Genomic DNA, 16,696 nt, shown 5'->3' on the forward strand with positions numbered 1-16,696 from the left:
GACTACGTCCGGCGAGAGCGCCGTCAGATCGGTAAGGCTAGAGGGGCTCCGGCCCGACATTTCCATGTCCGCGGTCATCCCGGGCGCGATGAATCGATTGGTCCGTCAGTCGTGCCGAGGTAAGCCGCTGCACGTGGGCGACCTTTGGACGTTGAAAGTCGGCACCTTCACATGTCGCCCGCCCAGGCTCCGCAGCGACATAGCTGAGCCGGTCGTTTTGGCCTCTCCAGGGAGGATTCGGGGCACCAGACGTCCATGGTATCGCATTTTGGCTGCGGCGTGATCGTTGGCCGTCTAGGCCACGGCAGCCCAGCAACCACCTCACGAAGTGGCCGGTCGCCTTCACCGGCCCAATGAGCGCCAGCGGCTCGCCTCGAAATTACCGCGGCAAGCGCACCAAGATCAGCATCCATCCTGCCGTTTCGGGGGCCGCCGGCATAAGCGCCGCGGTGGCTGGCGGCCAACAGCCGACCCAACGGCGGAGCGAAATGCGAGCGTCGGGCCTGCATCATGGCTGAGATCATTGACTTGCGCGTGGGCCACCTGATGCGGTCGGCTCCGGAATAGGTTCGAGATGTTTGATCGTCTTGGTGACCGGCGGCGGCGTCCGTCGATCACCAAGCGGCAATCCGAAGCCCTTCACCAGGCCGAAGATCGCGGGGATTACGATGAGCGTCAGCAGGGTGGAGGAGATCATCCCGCCAATCATCGGCACCACTATGCGCTGCATGATCTCGGACCCGGTCCCGTCCTCCACATGATCGGCAGCAAGCCTGCCATGATCGCGACGACTGTCATCATCTTGGGCCGTACGCGCTCCACCGCGCCCTCCATGATGGCGTCATAGACCGAGACCTCGGCAAGGCGTGCCGCCGAGGGGCGGGCCCTGACCCGCGGCGCCGACGTGATCCATCTCGATCGCCGGCTTTGAATTGATGGCGGCGCTCGGGTGCCTTACTCCGCGCCAAGCGAACGCAGCCATGCCAACCTCGAGATCGCTCTCTCGGCCAGGTGCTGCAAGGTTTCGACGCGCTCGGCATCGCCGGAGCGCTCGGCACCTTCGAGATAGGCGTCGGCCAGCGCCTCGGCGACCGTGTGCGCGTCCCGCTGCTCGAGCGTCTCCGGAAAGCTTCCGAAATCGCCGACCTCGTCGGCCATCCGCATGGTCGTATCGCAGAGCTCGCGCGTGCGCACCGCAGCCGCCCCTTCCAGACGCCGCTCGAGGGCCGCAAGACGCGTCGCGAGGCAAAGCTCAAGCCTTCGCGCCTCGATCCGCTCCCCGGGTAGGCGCGCTTCGTCTGCCCGCGCCCAGTCATGCTCTCGATGATAGGCGCGGCGCCGTTCCTTGCGCAGCGTCGCGACGTGGCCGAGTTCCTCTTTGGCCATAGTCTCCGACGCCTTCTTGATCTCGGGATCTTCCGAATACGCGGCCAGATAGGACCAGAAGGCAAAGGCACGCTCCTCGTTGCGTACCGCCATCGCGAGCGCGCGGTAAGGCGTCATCAGGTTCGAAGCCTTGATTTCGGCTGTGGCGTCACTGTCGAACGTTTCGGGCGCCTCCCAGCGGATGAGGGCGAGATCCGGCAACTTCCCGCGTCGCGACTGCGACCAGCGCTGCACGCTGTCGACGTGTTCCCGCTCGGCCGCCGCGAGATCGCTGAAAACCGTCAGCAGGTCGAAACGATCCTGACGTCGCATCTCTTCGGCGAGTTCCCCGTACTTGGTCGCGGCTTCCTGCTCCATGGCGTTAGCGAGCGCGAACAGTTCGTCTAGTGACTGCAGGGTCCCTGCCGGTTCCATCTTCAAGAGCGTCGTTCGCAGCAACGGCATGATCATATTCCTCGGCTGTTTGATGCAGCGCAAATTGCGAGGCCATTCCTATCATTAGATAGACCCTCTTGACGCAGCTCGATTTGCGTTGGCTCAATCGACCCTCCCGTCCGGCGTCAACGACGATCCCGGGACATCAAACATCAAAATTCGAATGGAATGAGCGTGCGCGGGCAGACCCGTTCCGCTTTGAGGTACTCCATGGTCCGGAGTTTTTTCGCCCACAGACGGCCTGCATCTGCAGCAGCCTTCGCGGTGATTGTCGCGATTTGCGCGACGTTGTGGGCACATGCGGCGCTCGCGGCCGGCGATCTCGCCACCTATCTGCCGAAGGTCGCGCCCGCCGACTTCTTCCAAGGCGCCGACCGATTCGGTCCGCCGCAGGGAGATCCGCCGATTGTTCCGGTCTATCGCGGCGAGCAGCTGCAGGGATTCGTCTACCTCAATTCTCAGTTCGCCAACGCCACGGGCTATTCCGGCAAGCCGATCCAGGTTCTGATCGGCATCGATACCAAGGGCGTGCTCAAGGGGTTCAAGCTCGTCGAGCACAAGGAGCCGATTGTTCTCGTCGGGATTCCGGAGAAGAGGATCCTGGACGCCGTCAACAAGCTGATCGGCGCCGACATGGGCGAGGTGGCGCGCGGTGCCGCGCAGGCGCCCCAGGTCGACATCGTCAGCGGGGCTACGGTGACCGTCCTCGTGTTCGGCGACAGCATCGTCCGTTCCGCGACGAAGCTGATCAAGAGCGGCCGGCTCGGCGCCCAAGGCGATGCAGGCGCCAGCGCAGCGCCGCAAGCGTCGAAATTGATTGATCCCGGAATAAGCGAGGTTCGCGATTGGCAGACGCTCCTCGGTGACGGCTCGGTCCGGCGGCTGTTCCTTTCGGTCGCGGATATCAACAAGGCGTTCGAAAACACCGGCAGCGCCGCCGCCACGGCGCATCCGGAGGCAGGCGATCCCGACGACACATTCATAGATCTCTACGTCGCCGACGTCGCCGTTCCCACGATCGGACGCAGTCTGCTCGGAGACGACGGCTACCAACGGCTCGTCGGCCGTCTCAAGCCAGGTCAGCAGGCGCTCGTCGTCGCCGGAACCGGCCGCTACTCGTTCAAGGGAGCCGCCTACGTCCGCGGCGGAATCTTCGACCGCATCGAATTGGTCCAGGAGACCAACAGCGTCCGCTTCCGCGACCGCGATCACACGCGGCTCGGCAGCCTTGCCGCCGAAGGTGCGCCCGACTTTCCGGAAATCGCTCTGTTCACGGTGCCGCCCGAGCTCGCCTTCGATCCGGTCGAACCATGGATGCTGCAACTGCTTGTGCAGCGCGTGGTCGGCGCCCGGGACAAGGCGTTGGTCACCTTCGATCTCGGCTATACCCTTCCAGACGCCTACCTGAAACGGCAGGCGCTCCCGGCGCAGTCTCCACAAGCGGCAGCTTCGAAGGGCTCGGCGACCTCGGTTGCCGAAGCGCGCGAAGTCGGTACGCCGCCACCAGCGTCCGACGACGAGCCGCTGTGGATGCGGATCTGGCGCGCCGATACGGTCAAGATCGGCTTGACCGTGGCGGCGCTCGGCGCGCTCACCCTGATCTTCTTCTTCCAGAACGTGCTGGTTCGACGTCCAGCCGTGTACGTCTGGGTGCGCCGAGGCTACCTGCTGTTCATCCTTGTCTGGCTTGGCTGGTACGCGAACGCTCAGCTCTCTGTCGTCAACGTTCTGACCTTCGCGAACTCCCTATTGACCGGATTCAGCTGGGACTACTTCCTCTCGGCTCCCCTGATCTTCATCCTCTGGGCATCGATTGCGGCCGGGCTGCTGTTCTGGGGCCGCGGACCGTTCTGCGGCTGGCTTTGCCCGTTCGGCGCCCTGCAGGAATTGCTCAACAACGTCGCGCAGGCGCTCAAGGTGCCTCAATTCCGCGTTCCCTGGGGACTGCACGAACGGCTCTGGCCGATCAAGTACATCATCTTCCTCGGCCTGTTCGGGATGTCGCTGTATTCGACCGCCTTCGCGGAGCAGCTCGCCGAGGTCGAGCCCTTCAAGACCTCCATCATCCTGAAGTTCGCGCGGGAGTGGCCGTTCGTCCTCTACGCGCTGACCCTGCTCGCCGCCGGCTTGTTCGTCGAGCGCTTTTTCTGCCGCTACATGTGCCCGCTCGGCGCTGCGCTGGCGATCCCGGGACGTATCCGGATGTTCGAATGGCTGCGGCGGTGGCCGGAATGCGGTTCGCCCTGTCAGCGCTGCGCCAACGAGTGTCCGGTGCAGGCGATCCATCCGGAAGGTCACATCAACGTCAATGAGTGCATCTACTGCATGCACTGCCAGGAACTGTATTTCGACGACCACCGCTGTCCGCACATGATCCAGGTGCGGCTGAAGCGGGAAAAGCGCCAGGCGATGTCGTCGCCATCGATGCGCTCCGGTGGCAAGGGTCCGGACACGGTCATCACCGCCGGCGGGAGACCCGTCCGCGTCTCGCCCGCCGACGTCATCACACCACCTTCAACCTGAAACCGAAAGCCGAGGAGACCATCATGAGCGACAACGAAAATGGAAAGGGCGTCAGCCGACGAACCCTGCTGGGGACCACTGCGGCGGCTGCGGGCGTTGGACTCGCCGGCGGAGCCGTGATGAACGACGGCGGCTTTGTCTCGGTCGCCGAGGCGCAGACCAAGGCTGCCGCGCCCAAGGCGCCGCCGGCACGTCCGGCTGTGCAGAAGACGGAAGTCGCGCCGGGCGAGCTCGACGAATACTACGTCTTCTTCTCGAGCGGCCAATCCGGCGAGATGCGCATCGTCGGCCTTCCGTCGATGCGAGAACTGATGCGCGTCCCCGTGTTCAACCGCTGCAGCGCCACCGGCTGGGGACAGACGAACGAAAGCCTCAAGGTCCTGACCGAAGGATTGCAGCCGGAGACACGCGAGTTTCTCAAGAGCCGCGGCGGGACCTACATGAACGGCGACCTGCATCATCCCCATATCTCGTTCACCGATGGGACCTATGACGGCCGCTACGCCTTCATGAACGACAAGGCCAACAGCCGCGTCGCGCGGGTGCGCCTTGACGTCATGAAGTGCGACAAGATCATCGAGCTGCCAAACCAGCACACCGTGCACGGCCTGCGCGTGCAGAAATATCCGCGGACGGGCTATGTGTTCTGCAATGGCGAGGACGCCGTTCCGCTGCCGAACGACGGCAAGATCCTCGATGACAGGAAGCAGTACCGTTCGATCTTCTCGGCGGTCGACGGTGATACGATGAAGGTCGCCTGGCAGGTGATCGTCGACGGCAATCTCGACAACGTCGATGCCGACTACCAGGGCAAATACGCCTTCTCGACCTGCTATAACGCGGAGGAAGGCGTCACCCTCGCCGAAATGACCGCCAACGAGCAGGACTGGGTCGTCATTTTCAACCTGAAGCGGATCGAAGAGGCCGTGAAGAAGGGCGACTTCAAGGAAATGAAAGGCGTGCCGGTCATCGACGGCCGCAAGGGCTCCCCTTACACGCGCTACGTTCCGGTCTCGAACAATCCGCATGGCATGAACACCGCTCCCGACGGGATCCACATCGTTGCGGCCGGAAAGCTCTCACCCACGGTCACGGTAATGGACGTGCGGCTGTTCGATCAATTGTTCGACGACAAGATCAAGCCGCGCGACGTTGTCGTCGCCGAGCCTGAACTCGGGCTCGGACCGCTGCATACGGCTTACGACGGGAAGGGCAACGCCTACACCACCCTGTTCCTCGACAGCCAGGTCTGCAAGTGGAACATCGACCTCGCCAAGCGGGCGTTCAAGGGCGAGAAGGTGGATCCCATCATCCAGAAGCTAGACGTGCACTATCAGCCCGGCCACAACCACTCCTCGATGGGGCAGACCAAGGAGGCCGACGGAAAATGGCTAATCTCGCTGAACAAGTTCTCGAAGGATCGCTTCCTTAACGTCGGCCCTCTGAAGCCGGAGAACGACCAGTTGATCGACATCTCGGGCGATCAGATGAAGCTGGTCCACGACGGTCCGAGCTTTGCGGAGCCCCATGACGCCACCATCGTGCACCGCTCCAAAATCAATCCGATCTCGATCTGGGATCGCGCCGATCCGATGTTTGCGGATGCAGTCAAGCAGGCCAAGGCTGACGGCATCGACCTGGAAGGTGATTCCAAGGTCATCCGCGACGGCAACAAGGTGCGAGTCTACATGACCTCGACGGCCCCAGCATTCGGGCTCGAGCAGTTCCAGGTCAAGCAGGGTGATCAGGTCACCGTCTTCATCACCAACATCGATGCGGTCGAGGACCTGACCCACGGCTTCAGCATCGTGAACTACGGCATCCAGATGGAAGTCGCACCGATGGCGACGGCATCGGTGACGTTCAGTGCCGACAAGCCGGGCGTGTACTGGTACTACTGCTCCTGGTTCTGCCACGCCATGCACATGGAGATGAAGGGCCGGATGTTCGTCGAGCCGAAGTCGGTCTGATCGGAGCGACCTCGTGGATCTGTTCTCACGCATATTTCCGGCGGCGCTCGTCGCCGCCGGATTGGCCGGCTCTGCCAATGCGGAGACGCTGACGGCTGTGCCAGGCCAGCCGCTGCAATCGTTGCTGGATCGCGCGGGCGACGGTGACGTCATCGAACTTGCTTCGGGGGAGTACAACGGCTCGATCCACATCGATCGCGCTCTTGTGCTGACCGGGCGCGCCGGCGCCGTGCTCGACGGGGGCGGTGCCGGTAACGTCGTCACGGTGACCGCGCCGGATGTGACCATCCGCGGCGTGACCGTCCGGGGCTCCGGGCGCGATCTGCAGGCGATGAATTCCGGAATCTTCCTGCAGAAGACGGCCGAACGTACGAAGATCGAGGACAACCGGCTGATCGGAAACCTGTTCGGCGTCTATGTGCATGGCGCCAGGGGCTCCCGCGTCGTCCGCAACGAGATCGAGGGACTGCGCGGGGGACGTCTCAGCGAGGCGGGCAACGGCGTTTCGCTTTGGAATGCCCCTGACGTTACCATCGCCAACAACAATTTCCGTTACGGCCGCGACGGCATCTTCTCGATCTCCAGCAGCAAGGACCGCTTTCTCGACAATCGCTTCGAGCAGGTTCGCTTCGCCGTCCACTACATGTACACCAACGACAGCGAAATCAGCGGCAACGTTTCGATCGGCAACCATGTCGGTTACGCCATCATGTATTCGAACCGCCTGGTGATCCGCGGCAACTCCTCCGATCATGATCGCGACTATGGCATGCTCTTCAACTACGCGAACTATGCCCAGATCGAGGACAACCGGGTGATCGGTGGCCCGCTCGGCTCGACTATACAGAAGGCGGACGACGGCCCCGACGACGAGCGTGGCATGCTTCCGCAAGCCAAACGGGAGAGCACGCTTCGGAGTGGTCCCGAGAAATGCGTGTTCATCTACAACACCAATCACAACAAATTCCGCAACAACTGGTTCGAGCGCTGCGCCATCGGCGTGCACTTCACGGCTGGCTCCGAAGGCAACGAGATCACGGGCAACGCCTTCGTCAGCAACGCCAACCAGGTGAAATATGTCGGCACCCGGCACCTCGACTGGTCGATCGGAGGGCGCGGCAACTACTGGAGCGATAATCCGGCATTCGACCTGAACGGAGACGGTATCGCCGACACCGCGTACCGGCCGAACGACCTCATCGACCGCGTGCTTTGGACCGCGCCCGCCGCGAAGGTCCTGATCAACAGCCCCGCCGTCCAGGTGATCCGCTGGGCGCAGGCACAATTTCCGGCGCTGCTGCCGGGCGGCGTGGTCGACAGCCATCCACTGGTGTCGCCGCCGCAGAACGCTGCGCCGAAGGAAGCGCGATGACCAGCACGGTACGTATCAGCGGCGTCACCAAGTCGTATGGCCAGATCAAGGCCGTACGCGACGCCTCGTTCACGCTCGATCGAGGCGAGCTGGTCGCCTTGATCGGCCACAACGGCGCCGGCAAAACCACGCTCATGAAGCTCATGCTCGGGTTGATCCGGCCGACCAGCGGCGCCATCGAGATTCTCGGAGACAATCCCGCCGCCGGCGAATTCGCAGGCCGCCGACAGCTCGGCTATCTGCCGGAAAACGTCTCCTTCGACCCTGCCCTCACCGGCCGCGAAACCCAGGCCTTCTACGCCAGGCTGAAGCGCGAACCGGTCGCCAAGGGCCTGGAGCTGCTCGACGCCGTCGGGCTGGGAGCCGCCAGCCGCCGCCGGGTGAGCACCTATTCGAAGGGCATGCGTCAGCGCCTGGGGCTCGCGCAGGCGCTGCTTGGCGAGCCGCGCGTGCTGCTGCTGGACGAGCCGACCACCGGACTCGATCCGGAGCTGCGCCAGACCTTCTACGACATCATCGCGCGGCTCGCCAACGCGGGCGCGACCGTGCTGCTGTCATCGCATGCGCTGACCGAGCTCGAGGAGCGCGCCGGCCGGGTCATCATCATGAACCGCGGCATCAAGGTCGCGGACGGATCGATCGACCAGCTGCGTCGTCTCGCCCGGCTGCCCACCAGGATCCGTCTCAAGGTCGCGGGCCTCGCGCCGAGCGAGATGCCGCCCTGGGCTCCGCAAGACACGACCTGCCGCCGTCTGAACGGCCACACCGTCGAGATCGACGCCGCACCGGAGCGGAAGATCGAACTTCTGCATCGTGCGACGGCCGCCGGCAATTCCGTCGAGGACGTCGACGTGGTCCCGCCCACCCTCGACGAACTCTACGCTCATTTTCTCCGGCAATCGGAGCAGGCGCCATGAATGTCATGATCATCGCCGCCAAGGAGATCCACCAGGCCATCCGCAATCGCTGGGTGCTTGCCGCAACGCTCCTGCTCGCGGGCCTTGCTCTGTCACTGACCTTTCTCGGCAGCGCGCCAACCGGGAATGTCGGCGTTCGCACGCTGGACGTGGTCGTCGTCAGCCTGTCGAGCCTGACCATCTTTCTCGTCCCGCTCATCGCGCTTCTGATCTCCCATGACGCCATCGTCGGCGAGATGGAACGCGGGACGATGCTGTTGCTGCTGAGCTATCCGGTCGCGCGATGGCAGGTGCTGCTCGGCAAGTTCCTGGGACACCTCGCCGTCCTCGCCTTTGCGACCTGTCTCGGCTACGGCGCGGCGGTCGGAGCGCTGGCGGCGACGGGCAGCCAGATCGATGGCGATAGTCTGCTGGCGTTTGCGGCCATGGTGGCCTCCTCGGTGCTGCTGGGCGCCGCCTTTGTGGCGATCGGCTATCTAGTCAGCGCGCTCGTGCGCGACCGGGGAACGGCAGCCGGCATCTGCATTGGATTGTGGCTGCTGCTGGTGCTGATCTACGACATGGCGCTGCTGGGCGTGCTTGCGCTCGATCAGGGACGCAGCATCTCGGCGGCCGCGCTCAACGCCATGCTCCTGTCGAATCCGACCGACGCCTACCGGCTGATCAACCTCACCGGGTTCGCCAATGTCAGCACCTTCGCCGGCATGGCGGGCCTCGCTCAAAGCACATCCCTTACGATACCGGTCCTTCTGACCGCCCTGCTCTGCTGGACGCTGCTGCCACTGGGGCTGGCCGCGCTCGCCTTCTCGCGGAGGGAGCTATGAGGCGCCGAACGATCCTGCTCGCTTTGCTCATGCTGCTCGCGCTTGCGGGCTGCAACGACAAGCAGACTGCCAAGATCCCACCGCCGCATCGGATGACGGCGGAGGACATCGGCCATTACTGCGGCATGAACGTGCTCGAGCACCCGGGACCGAAGGGCCACATCTTCTCCGCGAGCCTCATGGAGCCGGTGTGGTTCTCATCCGTGCGGGACACCCTCGCCTTCACCATGCTGCCGGACGAACCGAAAGACATCCAGGCGATCTATGTCTCCGACATGGGCAAAGCGGCCGACTGGGACAAGCCCGGCGCCGACAACTGGATCGAGGCGCGCAAGGCGTTGTTCGTGATCGAGAGCCGAGTCAAGAGCGGTATGGGCGGGGACGAAGCCGTTCCATTCTCGGACCGAGCGGCGGCGGAGAAGTTCGCCGGTGAGAACGGCGGCAGGATCGTCGGCTTCGACCAAGTGCCCCGGGACTATGTGCTGACATCGGCGAATGTCACCGGCGCCGCTATAGCCGACGAAACGACCGAAGGCCCGCCGGGCGAACGATCGAGGAGGACGCCATGACGCGAACGCTGACGCGCCGACGCTTCATCCATATCAGCGCCGCGGCGGCGGGCCTCGGCCCGCTGTCCTTCGGAGGTCCGCTTCGTGCAGAGGTCGCGCCGGTGACCTGGCGTGGCACGATGCTGGGCGCCATCGCAACGATGGAGATCCACGACGAAGACCGCAGCCGGGCGGAGCGACTGATATGGCTGGCGTGCGCCGAGGCGCGGCGGCTCGAGCGGCAGTTCAGTCTATACATGAAAGATTCCGCTCTCGCCGAACTGAACCGGACCGGCATCCTCGTCGGCCCCGCCGCCGAAATGGTCGAACTGCTGACGGCATCGCAGCGGTACTCCGCGCTGACCGAAGGCGCGTTCGATCCGACGGTGCAGCCATTGTGGGAGCTCTATACGGACCACTTTGCGCGAAAAGAGGCGGATCCCGCCGGTCCGCCACCGGCGGCGATCCAGGCCGCGCTCCGGCGCGTCGGCCACCGCCGTCTGTCGGTCAGCCGCGACCGGATTGCGATGCCTCGCGGAATGGCCTTGACCCTGAACGGGATCGCGCAGGGTTACGTGACGGACAAGGTCGTGGAGCTGCTGCAGGCCCAGGGCATCTCGCACAGCCTGGTGGACATGGGCGAGACCCGCGCCATCGGGGCGCGGCCGGACGGCCGCCCCTGGGAAGTGGGCGTGGCCGATCCGGAGGTCGCGAGCCGAACCGCCACGATCGTTCCGATGGTCGACCGGGCGGTGTCGACCTCAGGGAGCTACGGGTTCCGGTTCGACGCCGAAGGCCGCTTCAACCACCTGTTCGATCCGGCGACGGGAGGCAGCGCCCATCGTTATCAAAGCGTGACGACCGTCGCGCGAAGCGCCACTGCAGCCGATGCGCTCTCGACCGCGTTCAGCATGCTTCCCGAGGAGCGAATCCGTTCGCTGCTGCCATACGTCGATGTCGAACGCGTTCATCTCATTGATCCGGCGGGCAAGTCATCCGAAATCACCGCTTGATCGATCGAATTCAAACCCAAGGAAAAGGAGAACTTGATGAACCGGACAGCACTTGTGGCCCTGTTTCTCGCAGCGGGTCTCGGCCAAGCCGGCGCCCAGGATACCGCCGCGGGCGAGAAGGTCTTCGCCGTCTGCAAGGCCTGTCACCAGGTTGGCGAGACCGCCAAGAACGTCGTCGGCCCGGTGCTCAATGGGCTGATCGGACGGAAGGCGGGATCGGTCGAAGGCTACAACTACTCGGAGGCCAACAAGAAGTCCGGCATCACCTGGGACGAGGCGACGTTCTCCGAGTACATCAAGGACCCGAAGGCCAAGATCCCGGGCACCAAAATGGCGTTCGCCGGCATCAAGGACGAGCAGAAGATCAAGGACCTGAGCGCCTACCTGCACACTTTCGATAAGGCGCCCGTCAAGCTGACGCAGTGAGCACTCCAGCCCCCAACAAAGGATACGGCACATGAGCGAAAATTGGCTACCGTCATTGAAGACCGATACACCCCAGGCCGGCTTCGAACTGGCCGTCAAGCTCTCACGAATGGCGGTGAAGATCACGCAGCCATCGGACGAGGTCCGTGCGCGTCTGCGCGCGGCTTATGAGCAGGACTCGGAGCAACTGATCGCAACATCCCACGTGGTGGCGGTCCACTTCCAGACGATCGCCGCCGCCAACAATTGGTGGCGCTGATGAGACGGGGCCATCCCGCCTGCTCGGGAGCCGCCAGCACCGCACACCGGAACGCCTGCTCGCGTTCGCAGTTCACCCAGTCCAGGCACGAACAGGTGCAACGATGAGAGGTCTCAGTACCGGTCAAATCGTCCTGCTGGTCGCCCTTGGCGCCGTATTGATCCTCACAGGCGTCTGGGCCGTGTCGGTGTGGAGTGCGAGCAGCGGCGTCGAGATGGGCAAGCACGGGTGGATCGCGCTGGGGCTAGGCACCTTCTTTTCGCTTCTCGTCGGGTGCGGGCTCATGGCCCTGATGTTCTTCAGTAGCCGCTCAGGTCATGACGACGCCGCCGATCCGTTCCGGCGCCGGGAGCGCCGTGACCCGTAGTAGCCGTTGCCCCCAGGGCCCGCTCATGTCTCGGGGCCCACCGGCGCCTTCAGCGGACTATTTGCCCACTTGAGGGCGGCCGGGTCGTGCAGCGGATCGTCTTCGCAACGCGAACAGACGTAGTGATCGCGACCGCCCGCGTCGGCCGCAAGCTGCATAGGCTTCCCGCACGAAGGGCACGCCTTCCGGATCCCCTGACGCACAGACATTTGTCTTTCCCCTGCCCTTCCAGCTTAGCTGCACGCCAGCGTCCAGCACAAGCCTTCGCGGAAGGCCGTCGTGCGAAATGGACGTAGCGGCTGCCGCACAGCCGCTTGACGGCACGTTGACGGCGTACCGAAATCCAGTGGTATTTCGGGGGTGGCGTCATGGAAGAGTTCTACAGAGGCTTCGCGCAGCGGGCGCGCAATCTGGCGGAGAAGGCGGACCCGTTCACCCGACGTCGGTTGCTCGCCCTCGCCAAGCGGTACGATGCCCAAAGCAGGCCCGGATCGAGACCTCGGGAGCGCCGCCGGGACCGCCCCGCTTAGCCGACGGCGCTCTTCTCGAATCCGGCGAAACATACCAGCGACGAGGGCAGATGCGACGTTGGCGGCGGGACCGGATCGCTCCAGGTGCCCCGGCTTGAACAGGGCCGCCTGAAGCAGTCGGGAGCCGGACTGTCGCCGCCCACGCCGCGTCAAACGGTGAGAATTAGGGCATGTACTCGTATCGTCAGCTTCCGAGGGTTAAGCGAAGTCGTCCCGCTCGGTCAGCGTCGACTGCTTATGGACCCACAGCAGACATAGCGCCTCTAATGAGATGAGAGCCTCACGTACTTGATCTTGAAAAGCTCGCGGCTATTCTGACCGAATGTTAAGCGTTTTGGGCAGCCGGAAAGATGCGCAAGGCAGTGGACCTGCAAGACTGGGCTTGGCAACTCGCGGCGGACACCTACCGAGTGAACTTATTCAGTCAGCTTATGGGAAGAACAACTCCCAAGGAGCCTTCTGTCAGCGATGCTGACCTTGCCGAAGCCATAAGCCAAAGCTTCACGCAGGTGAGCGACGCACGGTTCCGAGAGATGGTCGAGATATCAACCGACGCCGCCCTCGCAGCTTACGACAGGGCAGTATCTGCCGGCGTTAGGTTTTCGCGATCCCGGGGCTGTAACTGATTGCCCGGGAAAGCATCCCTGGCATCGCTCGGGAGCGTCGGCCCGAACACGATGCTTGCCGGCACGTCGGCCGTCGGGGGCGAGACCGGGCCTTGCAAAGGCGCGGCCAACTTGACGCCAATGCCCCGTAGCTGACGTGCAGACCATGGTCGCTGCAATTCCGTTTCCCAATGCAGACCGGACACCGCGCGCGCTGCCAAACCGACCGTTCTAACCCAGCCGTCATTCGTCGCCGTGCGCATCAGGAGTGGCCCGATCCGTTAACGCTTGCGCACCAGCAAAGTCCAAACAGGCGACGAACCGTCCCAGCCGCGAAGGCGCCCCGCCAGCCGCACCTTCAGCCCGGCCTCCGTGATCCGCTCGACAACGAGATGCAGCGCGATCACGTCGCCCTCTGCCAGCTCCACACAGCCCCGTTTCCGCGACCACACCGCTCCCGGGAAGCGAAACAAGTTCGCCTTCAGCCATCGGCCGCCGCGCACCGACAGTGGTTGTAAGTCGACCTGAGCGCCGGCCCGAGGCAGCAGCCTGACATCTGCCCGTCGCAGCCAATTCGGAATCCAACCCATGCGAATGACTAGCAATTACTTTTCACGATTGTCTAGGCTTCGTCTGTCTGAATGGATTCGCCGCATGAGCCGCCGCGATGTCCGCTTTCGCGGGCAAACCGGAAGCCAGCTTACCTCACTTCCACCGACGCTTTTGACCCGGAGCGGAAGTGGAAACGAGCATCTGCGATAGAATGCCCCGCGAAGAGCGCCGATCTTGATTAAGGTCAAAGGAAAGAGCCCGCCAAACGTACATTTTACCACCGCGTGAGTGGGTTGCGGGTTCGCTTCGGGCGGGTTGGGTGGAGCTTGATGTCTTCAGATAAGGGCGTTGTTTTCGTCGTCGATGACGACCCCGGTATGCTACGAAGTGTAGGTCGAATACTGCGACAGTTCGGCTACGGCAGCCTGCTCTTTCCGACTGCGAGTGCTTTCGAAAATCACGCCGATTTCGACCAGGTAATTTGCGTTCTGCTCGACATAAACTTGGGTGATGGGTCAGGGTTCGAAGTGAGACGGGGTCTCAAAGTGGCCGGGAATAATGTACCGGTCATCTACATGACTGGAAACGACAGCCCCCTCATTCGCGAGACTGCACTTCAATCTGGGTGCCTTGCCTACCTGGTAAAGCCGTTCTCGGCCAAGTCGCTGATAGAGCCGATTGAGCGAAGGTCGAGTACCCAAACCGGATATCCGCCCTAGCCCGACCGCCGATAGCGCTTTTTCTTGTCAATCATCTTATTGAGCCCTTATCGTTCCAACACTCGGGTTAAGTGCCCGGACTAGGATGGCAATGTGTTTCTGGCCGACTGCCTTATCATGGCGAAATTGTCGCGCGCGGAGCTTCACCGCTGTGCTGGCCATCGCTTTGTTGCAGGTGACGGTGCGCCAAAGTCAGGCGGCCGATCCAGCAGCCAAACGCGTTCTGATGTTGCATTCGTTCGGACCACAATTCAAGCCTTGGAGCGATTATGCTCGCACGATTCGAGCCGAAATCATTCGTCAGGTAAAATCGTCGATTGATTTCACAGACTTCTCGCTCACCAGCGCAAGATCGGACAACGCAGAGCCCGAAATCCCGTTGGTTCAGTATCTCCGGGCGCTCTATCTCAGGGAGCCACTCGACCTGATAATCGCGGTGGGAGCGCCCGCCGCAAGCTTTATCCAGAGGCATCGCAGCGAGTTGTTTCAAACGACCCCAATGATCTTCACGGCTGTTGACAGGCGCCGCGTCGATTTTAGTCAACTTTCGGAAAATGACACGGTCGTAGCCGTCGATCACGATTTTGCTGCCATTCTCAAGACTATCCTGCAAGTGCTGCCGGATACCAAAGCGTTAGCAATCGTGAACGGAGTATCTCCCAACGAAGTATTCTGGCACGCGGAAATACAGCGGCAACTAGCTCCCTTTGCGAACAGGGTCGTCTTGAAATGGTACGATGAGTTGCCTTTTGCCGACATTCTCAAGGACGCAGCGAAACTGCCGCCACATAGCGCGATTCTCTGGCATTTGATGAATGTGGATGCAGCAAGTGTCTCTCATGAAGAAAACGAGGCGTTGAATGCATTGGCTTCCGTAGCCTCTGCCCCCATCTTCTCTTACGACGGCTCCTTTTTTGAAGGCGCCCTCGTTGGGGGACCGATGTTTTCCGTGTTGGAGAGCAGTGCAATCACGGCCAGTGTCGCGAACCGAATCCTTTCGGGGGAAAGGGCGGGGGACATCAAGACCCGGCCGATTGAGTTCGCGGCTGCAAAGTTCGATTGGCGGCAAATGCAGCGCTGGGGAATTAGCGAGAACAATTTGCCCGCTGGAAGTACCGTTTACTTCCGAGAACCGACGGTGTGGGAACGGTATGCATGGCAGATCGCATCTGTCGTCGCGATTCTTGTGATACAGGCCGGATTTATTATTATCCTGCTACGCGAACATCGTCGGCGTCAACTTGTCGAGGTGCAGTATAGGCAGCGCACGGCGGAACTTGTCCATGTCAACCGCATCGCCACGGCTGGCGAACTGACCGCCTCAATTGCTCATGAAATCAACCAGCCGCTCGGCGCTATTCTGACCAATGCCGAAACCGCTCAGGTCATCCTGAAATCTCCGAGCCCCGACATGGCGGAACTGAACGAGATCGTCGGCGATATCCTGCGCGATGACCGCCGCGCCAGCGAAGTCATCCGGAGGATGAAGAGCCTGCTGAAAAAAGCACCCTTTGAACTGAAGAGCCTCGACTTCAATGATCTCGTTGGTGAGACTGTCGAACTCGTTCTTGGCGTTGGACGAAAGGTCGAACTGGTTAGTGTGATCACGCCGGAAGCGCTTCTGATCCTCGGCGACCGCATTCAACTCCAACAAGTCATTCTTAACCTTGTCACGAACGGGATCGACGCGATGAAGGAGATACCTACCGAAAACCGCATCATAAGCATCCGGACTGCGCGCGTCGAAAAATTTGCCGAGTTGTCCGTGTCGGATCGCGGGCCGGGCATTCCCGAAGACAAACTGAAAGAAGTCTTCGACCCGTTCTACAGCAGCAAAGCCGATGGCATGGGCATGGGGCTGTCCATCGCGCGCACCATTATCGAGGCCCACAATGGGCAGATAAGGGCCGAAAATCGGGATCATGGCGGTGCGTCGTTCCGGATCAGGCTTCCTATTGTCCAATAGTTCGTGAACCATCTCGCGACCCGTACGACCGTACTTCTGCTGACGGCCCAACGCGGAAGTCCTGCGACATTCCGATTTCCCGCCGCTATCAGGGGCATAGCGGAGATCAAACGGCGTCCCCGGTTTATTGAGTCCACGCCCTAAATTGGCCACTGGCAACGGACAGAAAATCGCCCGTAGCGATCATTCTATTGATGGTCATCACCAACCGGGTCGGCAGCGGTGGTCGGAACAAAGACGCCCGATACTACGAGGCGCGGAGATGTCCGCACTGCAATAGTAAA

14 protein-coding genes and 1 pseudogene are annotated in these 16,696 nt (G+C 62.4%); 12 read left to right on the forward strand and 3 right to left on the reverse strand.

Annotation, left to right across the window (positions count from 1 at the left end; translation table 11 throughout):
* Positions 1-520: 520 nt before the first annotated feature.
* A pseudogene (locus tag FNV92_RS18200) lies at positions 521-864 on the reverse strand (efflux RND transporter permease subunit); the annotation flags it as partial.
* Between the two features lie 90 nt (positions 865-954).
* Positions 955-1,830: a ferritin-like domain-containing protein gene (locus FNV92_RS18205; protein WP_143845337.1), complete on the reverse strand. Its 876-nt coding sequence runs from the start codon at positions 1,828-1,830 to the stop codon at positions 955-957.
* A gap of 201 nt (positions 1,831-2,031) precedes the next feature.
* Here FNV92_RS18205 and FNV92_RS18210 point away from each other — a divergent pair, with 201 nt between their 5' ends.
* The 10 genes from FNV92_RS18210 (at position 2,032) to FNV92_RS18255 (ending at position 12,040) form a co-directional block, all read left to right on the forward strand.
* Positions 2,032-4,344: a NosR/NirI family protein gene (locus FNV92_RS18210; protein ID WP_143845335.1), complete on the forward strand. Its 2,313-nt coding sequence runs from the start codon at positions 2,032-2,034 to the stop codon at positions 4,342-4,344.
* 23 nt (positions 4,345-4,367) lie between these two features.
* Positions 4,368-6,314, forward strand: a complete 1,947-nt coding sequence (gene nosZ, locus FNV92_RS18215; RefSeq protein WP_143845333.1) for a TAT-dependent nitrous-oxide reductase — start codon at positions 4,368-4,370, stop codon at positions 6,312-6,314.
* Positions 6,315-6,327: 13 nt separating this feature from the next.
* Positions 6,328-7,686 carry a nitrous oxide reductase family maturation protein NosD gene (locus FNV92_RS18220; RefSeq protein WP_143845331.1) on the forward strand — a complete coding sequence of 453 codons (1,359 nt, stop codon included), beginning with the start codon at positions 6,328-6,330 and terminating at the stop codon, positions 7,684-7,686.
* A complete protein-coding gene (locus tag FNV92_RS18225; RefSeq protein WP_143845329.1) occupies positions 7,683-8,603 on the forward strand; it encodes an ABC transporter ATP-binding protein in 921 nt (306 codons plus the stop codon). The genes FNV92_RS18220 and FNV92_RS18225 overlap by 4 nt, the downstream gene beginning before the upstream one ends.
* Complete coding sequence (locus tag FNV92_RS18230; RefSeq protein WP_143845327.1) at positions 8,600-9,427, forward strand: ABC transporter permease subunit; 828 nt, start codon at positions 8,600-8,602, stop codon at positions 9,425-9,427. Before FNV92_RS18225 ends, FNV92_RS18230 begins: the two co-directional genes overlap by 4 nt.
* Complete coding sequence (locus FNV92_RS18235) at positions 9,424-9,996, forward strand: nitrous oxide reductase accessory protein NosL (RefSeq protein ID WP_143845325.1); 573 nt, start codon at positions 9,424-9,426, stop codon at positions 9,994-9,996. Before FNV92_RS18230 ends, FNV92_RS18235 begins: the two co-directional genes overlap by 4 nt.
* Positions 9,993-10,988 carry an FAD:protein FMN transferase gene (locus FNV92_RS18240; protein ID WP_143845323.1) on the forward strand — a complete coding sequence of 332 codons (996 nt, stop codon included), beginning with the start codon at positions 9,993-9,995 and terminating at the stop codon, positions 10,986-10,988. Before FNV92_RS18235 ends, FNV92_RS18240 begins: the two co-directional genes overlap by 4 nt.
* 36 nt (positions 10,989-11,024) lie before the next feature.
* Complete coding sequence (locus FNV92_RS18245; protein ID WP_186355486.1) at positions 11,025-11,414, forward strand: c-type cytochrome; 390 nt, start codon at positions 11,025-11,027, stop codon at positions 11,412-11,414.
* Positions 11,415-11,445: 31 nt separating this feature from the next.
* Positions 11,446-11,673: a hexameric tyrosine-coordinated heme protein gene (locus FNV92_RS18250; protein ID WP_143845319.1), complete on the forward strand. Its 228-nt coding sequence runs from the start codon at positions 11,446-11,448 to the stop codon at positions 11,671-11,673.
* Between the two features lie 103 nt (positions 11,674-11,776).
* Positions 11,777-12,040, forward strand: a complete 264-nt coding sequence (locus FNV92_RS18255) for a hypothetical protein (protein WP_143845317.1) — start codon at positions 11,777-11,779, stop codon at positions 12,038-12,040.
* 1,416 nt (positions 12,041-13,456) lie between these two features.
* Here FNV92_RS18255 and FNV92_RS18260 read toward each other — a convergent pair.
* The gene (locus FNV92_RS18260; protein ID WP_244623677.1) at positions 13,457-13,603 is read right to left on the reverse strand and encodes a hypothetical protein; all 147 of its coding nucleotides are present in this window, start codon (positions 13,601-13,603) and stop codon (positions 13,457-13,459) included.
* A 501-nt stretch (positions 13,604-14,104) separates the two neighbouring features.
* Between FNV92_RS18260 and FNV92_RS18265 the strand changes: the two genes are divergently transcribed.
* Entirely contained in the window at positions 14,105-14,446 is a 342-nt protein-coding gene (locus FNV92_RS18265; protein WP_244623831.1) for a response regulator, read from the forward strand.
* A 91-nt stretch (positions 14,447-14,537) separates the two neighbouring features.
* Positions 14,538-16,412, forward strand: a complete 1,875-nt coding sequence (locus FNV92_RS18270; protein WP_143845309.1) for a sensor histidine kinase — start codon at positions 14,538-14,540, stop codon at positions 16,410-16,412.
* The last annotated feature ends 284 nt before the right edge of the window (positions 16,413-16,696 follow it).

It is taken from the genome of Bradyrhizobium cosmicum, from assembly GCF_007290395.2.
Taxonomy (GTDB): domain Bacteria; phylum Pseudomonadota; class Alphaproteobacteria; order Rhizobiales; family Xanthobacteraceae; genus Bradyrhizobium; species Bradyrhizobium cosmicum.

Excerpts from the sequence above, each read along its gene's own strand:
- FNV92_RS18270 (WP_143845309.1), top strand. The coding sequence starts at position 14,538 with ATGTGTTTCTGGCCGACTGCCTTATCATGGCGAAATTGTCGCGCGCGG.
- FNV92_RS18205 (WP_143845337.1), bottom strand. The coding sequence starts at position 1,830 with ATGCCGTTGCTGCGAACGACGCTCTTGAAGATGGAACCGGCAGGGACC.
- FNV92_RS18235 (WP_143845325.1), top strand. The coding sequence starts at position 9,424 with ATGAGGCGCCGAACGATCCTGCTCGCTTTGCTCATGCTGCTCGCGCTT.
- FNV92_RS18210 (WP_143845335.1), top strand. The coding sequence starts at position 2,032 with ATGGTCCGGAGTTTTTTCGCCCACAGACGGCCTGCATCTGCAGCAGCC.
- FNV92_RS18225 (WP_143845329.1), top strand. The coding sequence starts at position 7,683 with ATGACCAGCACGGTACGTATCAGCGGCGTCACCAAGTCGTATGGCCAG.
- nosZ (WP_143845333.1), top strand. The coding sequence starts at position 4,368 with ATGAGCGACAACGAAAATGGAAAGGGCGTCAGCCGACGAACCCTGCTG.
- FNV92_RS18250 (WP_143845319.1), top strand. The coding sequence starts at position 11,446 with ATGAGCGAAAATTGGCTACCGTCATTGAAGACCGATACACCCCAGGCC.
- FNV92_RS18255 (WP_143845317.1), top strand. The coding sequence starts at position 11,777 with ATGAGAGGTCTCAGTACCGGTCAAATCGTCCTGCTGGTCGCCCTTGGC.
- FNV92_RS18240 (WP_143845323.1), top strand. The coding sequence starts at position 9,993 with ATGACGCGAACGCTGACGCGCCGACGCTTCATCCATATCAGCGCCGCG.
- FNV92_RS18265 (WP_244623831.1), top strand. The coding sequence starts at position 14,105 with ATGCTACGAAGTGTAGGTCGAATACTGCGACAGTTCGGCTACGGCAGC.
- FNV92_RS18245 (WP_186355486.1), top strand. The coding sequence starts at position 11,025 with ATGAACCGGACAGCACTTGTGGCCCTGTTTCTCGCAGCGGGTCTCGGC.
- FNV92_RS18230 (WP_143845327.1), top strand. The coding sequence starts at position 8,600 with ATGAATGTCATGATCATCGCCGCCAAGGAGATCCACCAGGCCATCCGC.